This is a genomic window from Nocardia macrotermitis (genome assembly GCF_009604405.1).
Lineage (GTDB): Bacteria > Actinomycetota > Actinomycetes > Mycobacteriales > Mycobacteriaceae > Nocardia > Nocardia macrotermitis.
Window position 1 is genome coordinate 272,134 of record NZ_WEGK01000011.1, and the last position, 14,917, is coordinate 287,050.

The window sequence follows — 14,917 nt, forward strand, 5'->3', positions numbered from 1 at the left end:
GTGTAGCAGTATGGGGATACGGCATGGGGATGTTCGGGCCGGACAGCGGTAGCGTTGTGAGCATGTCTGCTGATCACGGTGCCCAGCGCCCCGACCACGGGGCTCGCCGGGCCGCGCTGCGGGACCTGCTGGTGGAGAACGGGGTCGACGCCCTGCTGGTGACGGATCTGGTCAACATCCGGTACCTGACCGGATTCACCGGATCCAATGCCGCCCTGCTGGTGTACGCCTGGGACACACCCGAGGCCCGCACCGTGATCTGCACGGACGGCCGGTACATCACCCAGGTCGGCGAGCAGGTGCCGGATCTGCGCGCGGAGATCGCGCGGGCCAGCGCCCGGCGCATCGTCGAGTTGGCCGGGGAGTGGCAGACCGGACGCGTCGGCTTCGAGAGCCACGTCGTCACGGTCGATCAGCATCGCGGTTTCGTGGAACAGGCCACCGGACTGGAACTGGTCGCGGTCCCCGGCCTGGTGGAACAGCTGCGCATGGTCAAGGACCAGTACGAGGTGGACCGGTTGCGCGCGGCCTGCGCGGCGGCCGACGCCGCACTGGCCGCCCTGCTCGAACGCGGCGGTATCCGGCCCGGCCGGACCGAGCGCCAGGTCGCGCGCGAGCTGGAATGGCTGATGTTCGAGCACGGCGGTCAGGCGGTCGCCTTCGAGACCATCGTCGCCGCGGGCGCGAATTCGGCTGTGCCGCATCATCGTCCGACCGATGCGGTACTGGCCGCGGGCGATTTCGTGAAACTCGATTTCGGCGCGGTGGTGGACGGCTACCACTCGGATATGACCCGCACGCTGGTGCTGGGCGAGCCCGACGAATGGCAGCGCGAGGTGTACGACCTGGTCCGCGAATCGCAGCGGGCGGGCCGCAAGGCGTTGAAACCGGGCGTCGGCTGCGCCGAGGTGGACGCGGCCGCGCGCGGGGTGATCGAGGCGGCCGGATACGGCGAGCTGTTCGTGCACGGACTCGGACACGGTGTCGGCCTGCAGATCCACGAAGCGCCCGGTCTCGCCAAAACGGGCACGGGTACACTGCTCGGTGGCGTAGCGGTGACCGTCGAACCAGGTGTGTACTTCCCGGGCCGCGGCGGTGTCCGGATCGAGGATACCCTCGTGGTGCGCGAGGGGGGTCCCGAGCTGCTCACGCTCACCGGCAAAGACCTGACCGTCGTCGACTGACGCACGGCCCGAACAGTATTCATTCACAACAAGGAGATCCGAGGACAGTGGCGGACACCAGCGACTTCAAGAACGGCCTAGTGCTGAAGATCGACAATCAGCTCCAGCAGATCGTCGAGTTCCAGCACGTCAAGCCGGGCAAGGGTCCCGCGTTCGTGCGTACCAAGCTGAAGAACGTGCTGTCCGGCAAGGTGGTCGACAAGACGTTCAACGCGGGCGTGAAGGTCGAGACCGCGACGGTCGACCGTCGCGATATGACCTACCTGTACCACGACGGGTCGGACTACATCTTCATGGACGGCGACACCTACGACCAGATCAACCTGGGCGAGGCCGTGCTGGGCAAGTCCTCGGGCTTCCTGCTGGAGAACATGCAGGTCCAGATCGCGATGCACGAGGGCGAGGCGCTGTACGTCGAGTTGCCCGTCGCGATCGACGTCGTGGTCACGCACACCGAGCCGGGCCTGCAGGGCGACCGGTCCAGCGCGGGCACCAAGCCCGCCACCGTGGAGACCGGCGCCGAGGTACAGGTGCCGCTGTTCATCAACCAGGGTGACAAGCTGCGCATCGACACCCGCGACGGTTCCTACATCAGCCGCGTCAACTCCTGACCCGAGGGAAGCCAGCGACTGTGGCCGATCAGCCCGGGGACAAGAAGTCCCAGTACAAGAAGCTCGGCGCGCGACACAAGGCGCGTCGGCGCGCGGTGGACCTGCTGTTCGAGGCCGAGGCGCGCGACGTCGACGTGACCGAGCTGATCACCGAGCGGGTGCAGTTGTCCACCGGCGACGATTCGGTCGCGCCGGTGAACCCCTACACCACCGTTCTGGTCGAGGGTGTGGCCGACGATCTGGATCGGGTGGACGGCACCATCGAGTCCTACCTCCAGGACTGGACCCTCTCGCGGCTGCCCGCCGTGGATCGTGCCATCCTGCGGGTGGCGGTGTGGGAGTTGTTCCACGCCAACGACGTTCCCCCGGTGGTGGCCGTGGACGAGGCCGTGGAACTGGCCAAGGAGCTGTCCACCGACGATTCGCCGAGTTTCATCAACGGCGTACTCGGACAGGTGGTTCGGGTGGCTCCGCAGGTTCGCGCCGCCGCGGCGGCCACCCGCAGCACGCCCGGGACCACCGAGCAGTCCTGAAACACCCCGAACCGCCCGGGCCGGAACGAGATTCGGCCCGGGCGGTTCGTCGTCCCCGGTGCGGCTGCTGTACGGTGGCCGTCGCGGGCCTGCCGGGTTGATCAGGACATCAGCAGCAGCCCGCCCACCGCGGCGGCGGTCCCGGCGCCCGCCAGCAGCAACCCGGTCAGGGTGAACCGGAGCATCGGTACCCGCACCCCGTGCGTGCGGCAGAATTCCAGGCAAAGCAGGGTGGCCAGCGAGGCCCACGGCGTCACGATCGACCCGACGTTGGTCCCGATCAGCAGGGCGAGCAACTGGTTGTGGTTGGCCGCCGGAACGACCGCCTCGCCCGCGGTATAGGCGGGCAGATTGTTCGCCACGTTGGAGAACCCGGCTCCGGCGCCCGCGGCCCGGAATGCCCCTGCCGCACCGGAATTCGTGCCGATGAGCGCGTGCATCAGATCCGAGAGCCCGAACCGGCTCAGCGTCGGAACCACCAGGAACAGCCCGACCACGAAGACCAGCAGCTGCCAGGGAATCAGCGACGGGCGTAGGGCGGACCGGTCGAATACCGCGAAGGCGAGTATCGCCAGCGCTGCGGCCGCCAGCGCGGCCAGGCCGATCCGGTCGCCGACGAACGGGATCGCGGCGATGAACAGCACACATGCCCCGGATGTCGTGTACAGCAGCACGCGCTCGCGCCGATCCGCGGGCCGGACGGGCTCGGGCGGCAGGTATCGGTCCGTATCGCGCCGCCCGCGCCGCCAGTAGAACACCCACAGGCACGCCATCGTCGCGGCGATCGAGATCAGTTGCGGGAGCCACATTTTCGACGCGAAGCCGGTCGCGTCCAGGGCCACCCGGTTGGCCGCGAGCAGGTTGGTGAGGTTCGATACCGGCAGCAGCAGGCTGGCGGTGTTGGCCAGCCACAGCGTGGTCATCGCCAGCGGCAGCGGGGTGATGCGGGCGGGTCCGGCCAGCGCCAGCATCACGGGGGTCAGCAGTACCGCGGTGGTGTCGAGGTTCAGCAGCATGGTCGTCGCGGCCGCGAACAGCACGCACAGGCCGAACAGGGCCGGGTAGTTGCCGCGCCCGATGATGGCCAGGCGGTGTGCTATCACGTCGAACACCTTGGCCCGCCGGGCCAGCTGCGCGAGCACGATCACGCTGCCCAGGAACAGCAGCAGCGGCCCGATGCGGCGCATATTCGACTCGACCTCGGCGCGGGGCAGCAGACCCGTTGCGGCGCAGAGCAATCCGGCCAGCAGCAGCGCGAGCCGGACGCGGTCCAGGACGCTCATCCGACGCAGTTGCCGCCAGGCGCGGGCGGGCGGCGAGGGGGTCCGGGAATCGGATTCGACCGTTTCGGGCACCGGGCCATCATTTCATCACGACGCGTGTTCACGGCGCATGGTCATCGCGGCCCACGCTGACAGTGGCCCGTGTGGATCGACTGCGTGGCCTGGGGCGTGGATTGATTGTGGCGTGGGGTGCCTCGCTACTCGATAACCTGCACGGTTTACGGCGTGGGGGGTATTCGATCAGTCGGCGGGCAGCTGGCCAGCGGCTCGGAGGACGGCAACGTCATCCTGTGGTCGCTTGCCGGAGTGGAAGACGATGCCGCCCAATCGGATCCGCGGATTCGCGCGACGCTGGTCGGGCTGCCGGAGGGCTGGGCGGCCATCGCTCCGGACGGGCGTTACAAGGCCGAGGGGACGATCGGCGGGGCATTCTGGTGGGTTATCGGCATGTGCCGCTTCGAGATCGGGGAGCTGGACCCGTATCTGCGTGAGATCGCCCAGGTGGCGGCGGACGTGCCGCTGTAGTGTTACGCGGCAGTCGGATTCGGTCGCAGGATGATCGTGCCGACGGTCCGGCGGTCCTCGACGAGGCGGTGCGCCTGCGCGGCCTGATCCAGCGGGAGCACCCGATCGATGAGCGGTTCGATGGTGCCGTCGGCGGCGCGGCGGAGAACTTCGGCGCGGGCCGCGGCGACGGTGCCGAGCCAGGCCGGACCGGCGCAAGCGGTGTAGGTCAACCCGCGCGCGAACAGGTCGGCGGCGGTGATCGCCGCGGGGAGTCCGGACAGGGTGCCGTACCCGAGCATGCGGCCCTCCAGCGGGGTCATCAGGTCGAGTAGATCCGCCGCGGCCGGGCCGCCGATCGATTCGAAGACGACGTCGATCGTGTTGTCCCCGAGCGTATCTCGCAGGTGTTGCGTCCAGTTCGGGTCGCGGTGGTCGATGACCTCGTGTGCGCCGAGTGCCCGGGCGCGCTCGGCCTTCGCCCCACCGGCGGTCGCGATGACGCGTTTCGCGCCGAACTCCCCGGCCAGTTGGGTGAGATAACCGCCGACTCCGGCGGCTGCGGCCTGGATCAGGACGGTTTCGGTGCCGGTGAGGGCGGCCCGGCGCAGCAGCGCGATCGCCACGGATCCGCCCATCAGTACCGCGGCGGCGGCGTCGACCGACAGTCCCGCCGGGATCACGGTCGCGAATTCAGCTTGGACACAGACCTTTTCCGCGTACGCGCCGGAACCCGCGGTGGCCGCGACGACGTGCGCGCCGAGCAGTGCGGGATCCACCCGCGCGCCGATCTCGATCACCGCTCCGGCCGCCTGGAATCCGAATACCGCCGGCAGGTCGGCGGCCATCGGGAAAATGCCTGTGCGCAGGGCGATTTCGGGGTAGAGGACCGGAATCGCGGTGGCCTGCACCAGGATTTCGCCCGTGCCCGGGTGGGGGTCCGGCAGGTCGCGGACCTGGAGTACCTCGGGATCGCCGACGGCGGTCATTACGATCGTCTGCATCGAAACTCCATAAGTGGACTGATGGTCAAGTTGTCGATTACGACGATATGGACCGCCGGTCAAGTTGTCAACGAAGGGATGGCATGGCCGACGAACCCCGCAGGGAACGCGCTGACGCCGCGCGCAATCGGCGCGCCATACTCGATGCGACGGCGGCGCTGTTCGCCGAATACGGAGCCGCCGGTGTCACGATGGAGCGCGTGGCCGCGGCCGCCGGGGTGGGCAAGGGGACCATCTTCCACCGCTTCGGGTCGCGGGCGGGTCTGCTCCAGGAATTGGTCGGGGAGCGGGCGTTCGCGTTGCGTGAGGCGGTCCAGCACGGCCCGCCGCCCCTCGGACCGGGTGCGCCCGCGCCGGAACGGCTGATCGCCTACTTCGACGCGATGACGGAACTGGCCCTGGACAACCTCGATCTGGTCGTCGCGTATCAGACCCTGCCCGAACATCCCGACCGGGAGAAACTGCACGCCTTCTGGTCGGCGCACATCACCGGTCTGCTGCGCGAAGCGCGGCCGGAGTTGGACGCGGAGACCACCGCGGCACTACTGATGGCGCCGCTGGGCAGTGAGATGGTCGTGCGGGCGATGCAGGCGGTGGGGCGAGAACGAATCCGGCAGAGCATGCGCGACCTGGTCGCCTCGGTACTCGCAGTTCGGTGAGCGGACGAAATCGGCACCCGGCCGATGTGGACGGGTGCCGATGACGGGTCGGAACAGATGGTTATCCGGCCGAGCCGCTGGGGGCCGGTGCGGGCCGCGGCGGGGCGGCGCGCGGCGGGGCAGGCCTCGGGCGGGGCCGCGGAGAGCGGCAATAGGCGTTGGAATGACCGGCGTTCTTGCAATTCGACCACTGGACCTGGCCGTCGGTCCACGCGTCGGCGTTCGCCGCGGGCGCGAGGATGCCCAGAGTGCAAATCGCTAGGCTGATGGCAGGAATGATTACTCGTCGCACGAAAACCCCCAGGTGAGTCGTGAATGTGGAATCGAGGTACAGGATGCCACGGGGGGAGATGTCCGACCAGTGAGTTTCGGAGCGGCAGTGGTGCCCTCGATGTCGGCGTTCGTGGCGGTATCCGCGTCCGGGTGTGAAGTGATCGGCGAGGCGGGCGGTTACCCGAGGTACGCGATGTCACCGCGATTTCGGGGGAGCCGCGACCCATCCGGCGACGACGGCCAGACCCGTGGGGCGGTGGACGGCGAGGAAGCCGAAGGGGCGATCGAAGGTCACGGCGACTTCGGTGGTGCGGTGCGGGCGGCGGTATGCCACGGCGCGGACCATGCGGACGGCGGTGACCGCGGCGGCCTCGAAACCTTCCCGGGTGAATCGGGCGAGCGCGTGCTGGGCCGCGCCGTCGACGCGCAGTGGGGTGTCGGACAGTGCGGGGAAGTGACCGGTTCGGGGGTCGGCGGCGGTGTGCAGGCCGAACAGGTCGGGGTGTTTCATCAGATCGTGTGAGGAGCGGATGACGAAGGGCGGCAACTGGATTCGCAGGGTGTCGGTGGTCGCGCGAGTTTCCCGGACGGTCAGGCCGGGGCCGGTGTCGCCGATCCGCAGTGCGGTGTGTGCCTCTATCGAGCCGTCGAGGACGCCGAGCCCGGCCCGCAGGACCTCGGCGGGGGAGGCGTCGCCCAGAAGCAGGTGTACATCGAGGTCGCCGGTGCCGCGCACGACGACCCTGGTTACCGGCGTGGGTGCCGCGAGAACGGTTGCGTCGGTGAGGGTTTCGGAGTCGCGGGACAGTCCGGGACCGCGGTGGCCCGCCCAGGGGCCCGACTCGGGTTCCAGGACGTCGTCGTGGAACGGGGTGCGCCAGGCCGTCTTCGCGACGATCGCGGTCGCCAGAATCAGCAACGTGTCGGGTTGTACGTCGAGCGGGAACCGGTCGATGAGCCCTCGGGTGTGGCGGTCGGCCCAGGCATCGAGCGCGGGTTGCCCGGTCAGCTTCTCGACCGTGCCCGGCGGGAGCGTCCGCACCCACGCCTCGTGCAGCGCGATATCCGGCCGCACCCATACGCCGAGTGCGGCCGCGGTCGAGTCGGCGTCCGTGAGTTCGGCGAGCAGGGCCGAGGCGGCTCGCCGCGCAGCGGGAGCCGCGATCGACGCGGCGGCGGCGAGCTCGGACCGCGCGGGCTCGTCGGCGGCGTCGGCCAGAATCCCCAGCAGCGGCCAGACCCCGCACCCCGACAGCACGAAATCGTCGGACCCGGCCCGCTCACACCAACGGCCGGTCAACTCGTTGGCCGCGGCGACATGCGACAGAAGACTCGGCTGCACGCCATCCAGCGTAGCGGCGGGTCGCATCGAGAGATGAGCCCCGGAACCCCGCCGACGGGTGTACGGCAGGACGGCGGAGTGTTCCGCGATCGCATCGGGCGGATTCGCGGACCGGGGTCGGGGAACATCCTGATACCTCAACCGCGCTCGAGGTCAAGGGGATTCGTGAGGTTGGTTCGATGCGAGCGATGAGGCTGGCTGATCGGGCGTGGTCGGTGGACCGGCCAACCGATGTCGATCAGGTGCGAGGGGGTCGATCAGGTGCGGCGAGCGGAGGTTCGCGGATGGTTAGCGGCGATTGCGGGGCGGAGGTGTCGAAGGGGTCGGCGTGTCGAGATATTGTGAGACACGATTGTTCATTCTTTCGCACGAATCGAGGAGGCTGGCGTGGCCGGTATCGGCACACCCGCGGCGCGGCTGGACGAGCTGCGCGGCGCGGGCTGCACCCCGCAGCAGGCGTGGGAACTTTTCGACAGCCTCCCCGCGGTCCGCGTGGAGGAGGTCACCACCGGCCGGTGGCACGGCGGTGAACTGGACACCGGGCATCCGTGGAAGGGCGTACTGGTCGGATCCGGTTGGTACGGCAAACAATTCGACAGCGCCGACAGTGTGCAGCCGCTGCTGTTCGCGGGTCCGGACGAGCGGGTCTTCCCGGTCGATCCGCGCCGCGTCCCGCTCGCGCTCGCGGGCCGGATCCCGCTGCCCGCTGTCCGGTTCTGCCGACGGCTGCTGCCGCTGCTGCGCCCGGTCCTGCGCGCGGGATCACCGTGCGCGCGACTGCGAGACCTGGAATTCCGCGGCAAGGTCAGCGCGGCGATGGTGTACGACCACCTGCCGATCATCGACTGCTTTCGCCTGGTCGACGGGGATACGCTGCTCGGCGTGATGGATATGCGCGGGATGAGCGACCCGTACTTCTTCATCCTGTCGCGCGATAACGGCTGAGTACGCGGTAGATCCGGGTGTGCCGCCCGGCGATGCGTCGCCGGGCGGGCCGTCTACTTCTCCATCGACCGATCGGTGCGGCGCGAGGTCCGCTCCGCGGCCGTCTCGTCGATGTTCTCGGATCCCGGTGCGACACGGGTGTTTCCGCCCGGCAGGACGCGGAAACCGTTGTGCCAGTTCGACACCGCGGCCTGTGCCGGATTCCGGTTCTGTCGCCGCGAGCCGTCCGATTCGGCATCCAGATCGGCCAGAATGCGTCGGATGGTGCGTGAGCTGGTGCCGAGTTGCGCCGCGATCTCGCTGGTCGGCGCGTTGATCGCCTGCAGTTCCCGCACCCGCTCGCGGAATGCCGGATCGCGGCGGTACTGACGGTTCGTCTGGGGTGAGTCGGACTGGCCGGTCTGCGGCGAGGCTGTCGGCATCGCGGTGGCGGTGTACGGGCCGTAGGAGTCGGCGAATTCCGAGTCCGGGGACTCCTCGTCGTCCGGTGCTGTCTCGTCCGGTGTGTTCGGTGGAAGTGTTTGTGCCGCTTGCCATGTCCGCGCTGCATCGGGGAGTGGCGGGGTTACCGGCAGGGTTCGGGTGACGGCCGAGGAGTCCTGGTCCGGCTGTGCTGTCCGGGCTGACGCCGAGAGTGTGCGATCGGGGTCCTGCGGTTGCGTGGTGGTCGGCAACGGCTGTTCTGTCTGCTGCGCTGTCGCAGGCAACAGTTGAGACGGGTCCAGAGGCTGCGCGGGCATCGTGAACGTCGGGTCCGCGAGTGGCGCCTGTACGTCCACCGAGGAAGGCTGGCTTGCTTCCGGTGTCGGTTCGCCCGTTCGATCCTGCCGGATTGCATCTACGGGGAGGGAGCGGTCCGTCGATGAGGTCTCCGTGTCCGACGGAAGTGACTGGCTGGCAATCCCTTGGGCCGCTTGAGCAACCGACGAAACCTGCTCGCCAGACGGGACCGATTGCGCGGCAGGCGGGACCGATTGCGCGGCAGACGAATTCGCAGGCGCGTGCGTCCGCGCCATGACCTGCCCCGTCGCCCCGGCCTGATCGGTCTGATCGGTCAAAACGGCCTGCTCCGCCGTAACCTGCTGCGCGGCCGATGATTCCGCCGCAACAACGCCCGCCCCGGACAGCCCGTTCGCCCCACCCGTCGGCCGCGTCCCGGCAACCGGATCCACTCCCGGCGAAGCCGCGAGCGTTGGGGCCACGAGCGCGGGGGTAGCGAAGAGGTCGCCACCGGACTCCTCCTCGGAAATCCACGGACTCGGCAGATCCAGATCCACCAGCGCCCCGGTCCCGGACAGAATCCGCAGGTTGTCCATCAGCACCGTCCGCGGCGCACGCGAATTGTCCACCAGGCCGCCGTCCTCGACCGCCCGCCGCATGACCCGCTGCAGATGATGGCGAGCCCGATTGATCCGCCGCGAACTCGCGCCGGTCTCGCGCAGGGTCCGGGCATGATCGGCGGCGAGGGCGACATCGATCAGACGACGCTGCCGCGCGGCCTCCCCGGCGGTGCGGTCGGTCGGATCGGCGATACCGAGCCGGATCAGCATGCGTTCGGGTGTGATGCGCCAGTTGATCCCGCCCAGCGCGCCGCTGCGCCGCCGCTCCAGGGCCATACTGCGTTCCCAGCCCCACGCCGCGACCAGTGGTGCGGAGAGCCGGATCAGCACGGTGCCCAGATTGTCGGCGTCGGTGGCGGCCAGCACCGCGGACAGGCACGTCAGCACCCACATGGCGACGCCGTCGATACCGGCGCTACCGCTCACCTGCTGCGCGCTGCGCGCCCGCAACGCCGAGGTCAGCACCATGATCTCGAGGAAGGCGAAGAACATGATCCGCAGCGACAGCGTCAGATGCAGTGATTTGTCGAAGAACACCCACATGCCCTGCGCGCTGACACCGGTCGCGATCGCGGCCGCGAGCAGGGTGCCCGCCTGTTCTCCGGTGAGTCCGCGACGTCGCGCCGATCGCACCGCCCAGACCGCACCGACCACCACGACGACCGCCCCGAGGACGGCGAGCACCGTGATCGTGAGATGTGACTCCAGGTTCGCCGCGATCCGATCGATGCCGTTCATCCCTCGGAGGTCCTTCCGTTCGCCTAACGCCGAGCCCGGTGATGGTCTCGCGTTCTCGGCCGCGCCGCACCTCGAATCATCGGAAAGGGTGGCGGATCACCGATTCGGGGCACGCCGCATCACCGGCGCTCGCGGCGGTCAGGTCTCCTGGAGGATGGCGGCGAAACGCTGGTCGGCCAGGTCGAGTTGATCGAGGATGTGCTGTTTGACGTGCGGGGCCAGCGGGGTGTCGGGCCGGGTGACCAGATCGCGGTAGACGCCGGTGAGCGGGCGGTATTTGACCGCGAGCCGTTCCATCGCCGGGCTGGTGGCGTAGAGGATGCCGACCCCGTTGTCGGTGAAGTCGGACAGTTTCACCACCCGTGCCCACGGATCGCGTTCCAGACTTTCGGCGATGTGCGCGCGGTATTGGTGATTGCGATCGATACCGGGCTCGCGCGCGGGATTGGTGACCGCGGCGACCAGTTCGGCGACCCGCGCCCCGAAACGTTCACGCAGCGCGGCGAGGGCGGCCTCGGTCGCGGAACCGTCGTGGGTGCCGGCGAGTTCGGCCGCGTGATCCTCGACGGCGTCGTGCAGCAGGCCCGCCACCACCAGATCGGTGTCGTGCACCTCGTAGTGGCTGACGATCCGAATGGCCACGCGCAGTAGATGATTCAGGTAGGGCTCGCGGCCGTACCGGTCGTCGCGATGCAGCTGCGAGGCCAATTCCAGTGCCGCCTCGACCCGTTCGGGCTCGGCCAGCTTCGCGGACTCGAGTCGGAGTCTGCGGCGCAGCCCCTCCTCGCCGTGCACATCGCTGATCGTGTGCAGCGGCATCACGGCCAGAATCCCCGCCCCTGTCGCGTTCATGGCCCCAATGTATCGGGCGGCACCGACGAAGTGACCCATCGGTAGGCGAAATTACGGTGACCGGATGGGGACCGGCCGCGCGCTACCGCTCAGCGCACGCCACGCGGCCGGAACTGGATGCTGATGCGCGGCCCCACCGGCCGGCGGGTCTTGGGTATCGCGTGTTCCCAGCTCCGCTGACAGGACCCACCCATGACGATCAGATCCCCGTGACCCAGCGGATACCGCAGACTCGCCCCGCCGCCACGGGGACGCAGCAGCAGCGCCCGGGGCGCGCCGATCGACACGATCGCCACCATTGTGTCGTGTGTCGCACCGCGCCCGGAGGTGTCCCCGTGCCAGGCCACACTGTCCGCCCCGTCCCGGTAGTAGCACAGTCCGGCGGTGCGGAACGGCTCACCCAACTCGTCGAAGTAGTGCTCGCTCAACGCGATTCGCGCCGCATCCAGTGCCGGATCCGGCAACTCCTGCCCCTCCTCGTAGAACCGCAGCAGCCGCGGCACATCCACCACCCGGTCGTACATCTGCCGACGATCCGCACACCACGGCACCGCCGTGACGAGCCGATCGAACAGCAGATCCGCACCCCCGAGCCACCCCGGCAGCAGATCGACCCACGCGCCGTCGGACAGCTGGACGCGGCGCACCCCATCAAGCGGACCGGGTGCGACCTCTTCGAATCCGTCGAGCAACGATCCCTGCAACGGTACCGACATGCGATCGAATCTACGTTCTATCGAACATATGTTCAAGCATCGATCTGCTCGGTGTCGAGCTTTTCGTCGCGCGAACCGAGGGGGTCGGTCGGCTGATCCGTGTGCGCGTGCGGCGGAATCGGTCGGCCCTCGGCATCGGTCGGGGCCCCGGCCCAGATCCGCAGGGCATCCATGGCCGGGCCGAGTCCGCGGCCGCGTGCGGTGAGGCGATAGGTCGCGGTGATCGGAGGACCGGAATCGACGTCGCGCTCGACCAGGCCGATGCCCTGCAATTCGGTGAGTCGCTCGCTCAATACCCGCTTGGACAGTGTCGGCAGCGCGGCGTGCAGTTCGTTGAATCGGGCCGGGCGCTGGAGGAGCAGGTCGATGAGCAGGCCCGTCCAGCGCTTGCCGAGCAGACCGAAGACCGTCTCGGTGTGCGAGCAGGCCTGCAGCGGCGGCTGGGTCTCGGTCACGTCTTCAGGATACGAGTTCGGGAACATTTTCCTGTCTGGTTGTAATTTGTAACCTAGTAATGAAATGCTACCGACTGCGGCGGCAGGGTCCGTTCGCAGCAGATATCGCCCGATCAGGAGTGTGAGCAATGGCCGGTGAGCCCGAAGTGATGCCGAGCACCGAGATGCGCGACCCCGCCGCATACGACCTCGTCATCCGACGCGCACACGTCTTCGACGGCCACGCCACGCTGCCCGGACTGCGCGACATCGCGATGGATGGCGGACAGATCGCCGCGATCTCGGCAACGCCACTGAAGGGCAGGAAGGAGATCGACGCGGCCGAGGGCTGGGTGCTACCGGGCCTGATCGATACGCATCTGCACTTCTACGACGTCCGGGCGGTATCCGATCCGGAATCCATGCGGGTGTTCGAGGAGGAGGAACTCCCCGAACGACTCGACCTGTTCCTCCGTCACGGTGTCACGACCATCAAGTCGGTGGGCGACCCGACCGAAGGGATCCTGCGGACGCGCGCCGATCTGGCCGCGGGCACGCTGCGAGGCCCGCGACTGCTGGTCACCGGCTGCGGCATCACCGGACGCGACGGTCATCCCGCCTCCACCATTTTCGGCGACAATCCTTGGGCGCGTGAGCGATTCACGGCCGAGGTCGACAGTGCGCGGCAGCTGCGTGACCTGGTGCATCGACTGGCCGACCGCAAAGTGGATGCGATCAAGCTGCTTTCCGAAGGCGGGTGCGCGTGCGACGGCTCGCCGAAGTACCTCTGGCGGAATCCCGCCTTCCCGGTCACCGTCGAACTCGCGCGGCTCCCGCTCGACTTCCTGCGGGCGGGTATCGACACCGGTCACGAGCGAGGTCTGCGGGTGACCGTGCACACGACCCAGCAGGTCGCCGCGCGCGAAGCGATCGAGGCCGGAGCGGACGGCCTCGAGCACGGCGTCACGATCGAGCCGATCACCGACCACTCGCTCATCGATCTGATGCTCGAACGCGACATCACCTATACGCCGACGCTCTGGATTCACGACGCGACCCATCCGCACGCCCGCGAGAACGTCGGAAGGGTCGCCGCTGCCGGCGTGCGCATCGTCCTGGGCAGCGACACCTTCTCCGGCCGAGGTCTGTTCGGCGCGAACACCCTGGAAGAGGCCGAACTCATGGTCGCGGCAGGCATGACACCCATCCAGTCGCTCACCGCGGCCACCAGCGCCGCGGCCCGCCACTGCGCCCGCCCCGATCTCGGCACGCTGGCCCCCGGCAAACGCGCCGACCTCATCGTGCTGACCGCCGACCCCACCCGTGACATCGGCAACCTTCGTGAACTACGCACGACGATCCTGAACGGTGAGCTCGTCGTCGACACGAGCCGATCGCATCCGTGACGCGCCCGCCAGCTCCCCACTCAGAGCACCTGTTCGCGCTGCGTCTCGAAGGTCCGCTGGATGTGTTCGGCACCCGCTCGGATTCGATACGTGCTGTCCGGCAACGGAAGCGCGCGTTATCGGGTGCCCGTCGGGCTGGGTAGCGGAAAGCCGACGCCGGTGAGCTGTTCGGAGACATTCCAGAGTTGTTCGGCGAGTTCGGAATTCCGCGCCGGTTCGGAACGGTCGATGAGTTGCGGTGCGCCGCGCATGTGGGCCAGGTGGCGGGGTCCGGTGAAACTGTTGCCCGGGATTTCGGCGACGGCGGCGTACAGGACCGGCAGTGCGCCGTGGTCCGCGTCCTGGGCCAGTAGCTTCAGCGCGGCCGCCCACACGAGGTCCATCGGGCGTCGTGGGCCGTCGTGCCGGTAGATATCGGTCGCGACCAGGCCGGGATGTGCCGCGTGCGCCCGGATATTCGATCCGGCCGCGGTCAGTCGCCGGTGCAGTTCGGCGGTGAACAGCAGGTTCGCGAACTTGGCGTCGTTGTATGCCCGGGAGGGCTGATAGGGGCGATGCTCCCAGTTCGGATCCGTGAGGTCGAGCCGGGCGAGTCGCTCGGCCTGTGAGGCCACGGTGATGATCCGGCCGGTGATGTGCGGCAGCAGCAGGTTGGTCAGCGCGAAATGGCCGAGATGGTTGATGCCGAATTTCGACTCGAATCCGTCGGCCGTGCGGGTCAGCGTCGGCCCGGACACGCCCGCATTGTTGATCAGCAGGTCGATGGGACCGTCCCAGCCCGCGGCGAAGGCTCGCACCGAGTCCAGGGCAGCGAGGTCGAGTTCGCGAACCTCGGTGATGCCCGCGATCGCGTGCGCGGCCGTTCGCCCACGCTCGATATCGCGGACCGCCAGGACGACCTGCGCGCCCGCCGCCGCCAGCGCCCGCGACACCGACCGGCCGATGCCGCTGTTCGCGCCCGTCACCACCGCCGTGGTCCCGGACAGCTCGGGCAGTTCCACACCGTGGAAAGTAGTCATGAGACAAATGTATCCACTGAGTACATTGTCGTCAATGGGTACATTGTAATCGGTGGGTACATGCGGATGTTAAG

Annotated in this window: 15 protein-coding genes; 7 read left to right on the forward strand and 8 right to left on the reverse strand. The window is 68.6% G+C overall.

All coding sequences use genetic code 11. The features are described from left to right. Positions 1–62 precede the first annotated feature (62 nt). Genes NRB20_RS24975 through nusB form a run of 3 tightly spaced genes read left to right on the forward strand, consistent with a single transcriptional unit; the run spans position 63 to position 2,328 of the window. Positions 63–1,184, forward strand: a complete 1,122-nt coding sequence (locus NRB20_RS24975) for an aminopeptidase P family protein (RefSeq protein ID WP_153413092.1) — start codon at positions 63–65, stop codon at positions 1,182–1,184. A 47-nt stretch (positions 1,185–1,231) separates the two neighbouring features. Further along, positions 1,232–1,795: an elongation factor P gene (gene efp / locus NRB20_RS24980; RefSeq protein ID WP_319945358.1), complete on the forward strand. Its 564-nt coding sequence runs from the start codon at positions 1,232–1,234 to the stop codon at positions 1,793–1,795. Between the two features lie 20 nt (positions 1,796–1,815). Continuing rightward, a complete protein-coding gene (gene nusB / locus NRB20_RS24985) occupies positions 1,816–2,328 on the forward strand; it encodes a transcription antitermination factor NusB (RefSeq protein WP_319945359.1) in 513 nt (170 codons plus the stop codon). 101 nt (positions 2,329–2,429) lie between these two features. Here nusB and NRB20_RS24990 read toward each other — a convergent pair whose 3' ends face one another. Beyond that, positions 2,430–3,683, reverse strand: a complete 1,254-nt coding sequence (locus NRB20_RS24990) for an SLC13 family permease (protein WP_319945360.1) — start codon at positions 3,681–3,683, stop codon at positions 2,430–2,432. Between the two features lie 153 nt (positions 3,684–3,836). On the opposite strand from NRB20_RS24990, the gene NRB20_RS24995 reads away from it, so the two are divergent. Then, complete coding sequence (locus NRB20_RS24995; RefSeq protein WP_153413097.1) at positions 3,837–4,136, forward strand: hypothetical protein; 300 nt, start codon at positions 3,837–3,839, stop codon at positions 4,134–4,136. Positions 4,137–4,138: 2 nt separating this feature from the next. On the opposite strand, the gene NRB20_RS25000 is transcribed toward NRB20_RS24995, so the two are convergent. Then, positions 4,139–5,119, reverse strand: a complete 981-nt coding sequence (locus tag NRB20_RS25000) for a quinone oxidoreductase family protein (RefSeq protein ID WP_153413099.1) — start codon at positions 5,117–5,119, stop codon at positions 4,139–4,141. 83 nt (positions 5,120–5,202) lie between these two features. Here NRB20_RS25000 and NRB20_RS25005 point away from each other — a divergent pair, with 83 nt between their 5' ends. Further along, a complete protein-coding gene (locus NRB20_RS25005) occupies positions 5,203–5,778 on the forward strand; it encodes a TetR/AcrR family transcriptional regulator (protein ID WP_153413101.1) in 576 nt (191 codons plus the stop codon). A gap of 469 nt (positions 5,779–6,247) precedes the next feature. On the opposite strand, the gene NRB20_RS25010 is transcribed toward NRB20_RS25005, so the two are convergent. After that, complete coding sequence (locus NRB20_RS25010; RefSeq protein ID WP_319945361.1) at positions 6,248–7,393, reverse strand: serpin family protein; 1,146 nt, start codon at positions 7,391–7,393, stop codon at positions 6,248–6,250. A 387-nt stretch (positions 7,394–7,780) separates the two neighbouring features. Here NRB20_RS25010 and NRB20_RS25015 point away from each other — a divergent pair, with 387 nt between their 5' ends. Beyond that, on the forward strand, positions 7,781–8,338 hold the full coding sequence (locus NRB20_RS25015) for a DUF4334 domain-containing protein (RefSeq protein WP_406603871.1): 558 nt from the start codon (positions 7,781–7,783) through the stop codon (positions 8,336–8,338). 53 nt (positions 8,339–8,391) lie between these two features. On the opposite strand, the gene NRB20_RS25020 is transcribed toward NRB20_RS25015, so the two are convergent. From NRB20_RS25020 to NRB20_RS25035, 4 genes are all read right to left on the reverse strand, one after another. Continuing rightward, a complete protein-coding gene (locus tag NRB20_RS25020) occupies positions 8,392–10,416 on the reverse strand; it encodes a hypothetical protein (protein WP_153413105.1) in 2,025 nt (674 codons plus the stop codon). Between the two features lie 138 nt (positions 10,417–10,554). Beyond that, positions 10,555–11,268, reverse strand: coding sequence for an HD domain-containing protein (locus NRB20_RS25025; protein ID WP_153413107.1), 714 nt, complete (start codon positions 11,266–11,268; stop codon positions 10,555–10,557). Between the two features lie 89 nt (positions 11,269–11,357). After that, positions 11,358–11,984, reverse strand: coding sequence for an alpha-ketoglutarate-dependent dioxygenase AlkB (locus NRB20_RS25030; RefSeq protein ID WP_153413108.1), 627 nt, complete (start codon positions 11,982–11,984; stop codon positions 11,358–11,360). A 32-nt stretch (positions 11,985–12,016) separates the two neighbouring features. Next, positions 12,017–12,439, reverse strand: a complete 423-nt coding sequence (locus NRB20_RS25035; RefSeq protein WP_319945362.1) for a winged helix-turn-helix transcriptional regulator — start codon at positions 12,437–12,439, stop codon at positions 12,017–12,019. A gap of 128 nt (positions 12,440–12,567) precedes the next feature. Here NRB20_RS25035 and NRB20_RS25040 point away from each other — a divergent pair, with 128 nt between their 5' ends. Then, complete coding sequence (locus NRB20_RS25040) at positions 12,568–13,824, forward strand: amidohydrolase family protein (RefSeq protein WP_153413112.1); 1,257 nt, start codon at positions 12,568–12,570, stop codon at positions 13,822–13,824. Between the two features lie 116 nt (positions 13,825–13,940). On the opposite strand, the gene NRB20_RS25045 is transcribed toward NRB20_RS25040, so the two are convergent. Beyond that, positions 13,941–14,843, reverse strand: coding sequence for an oxidoreductase (locus tag NRB20_RS25045; protein WP_153413114.1), 903 nt, complete (start codon positions 14,841–14,843; stop codon positions 13,941–13,943). Positions 14,844–14,917: the final 74 nt, after the last annotated feature.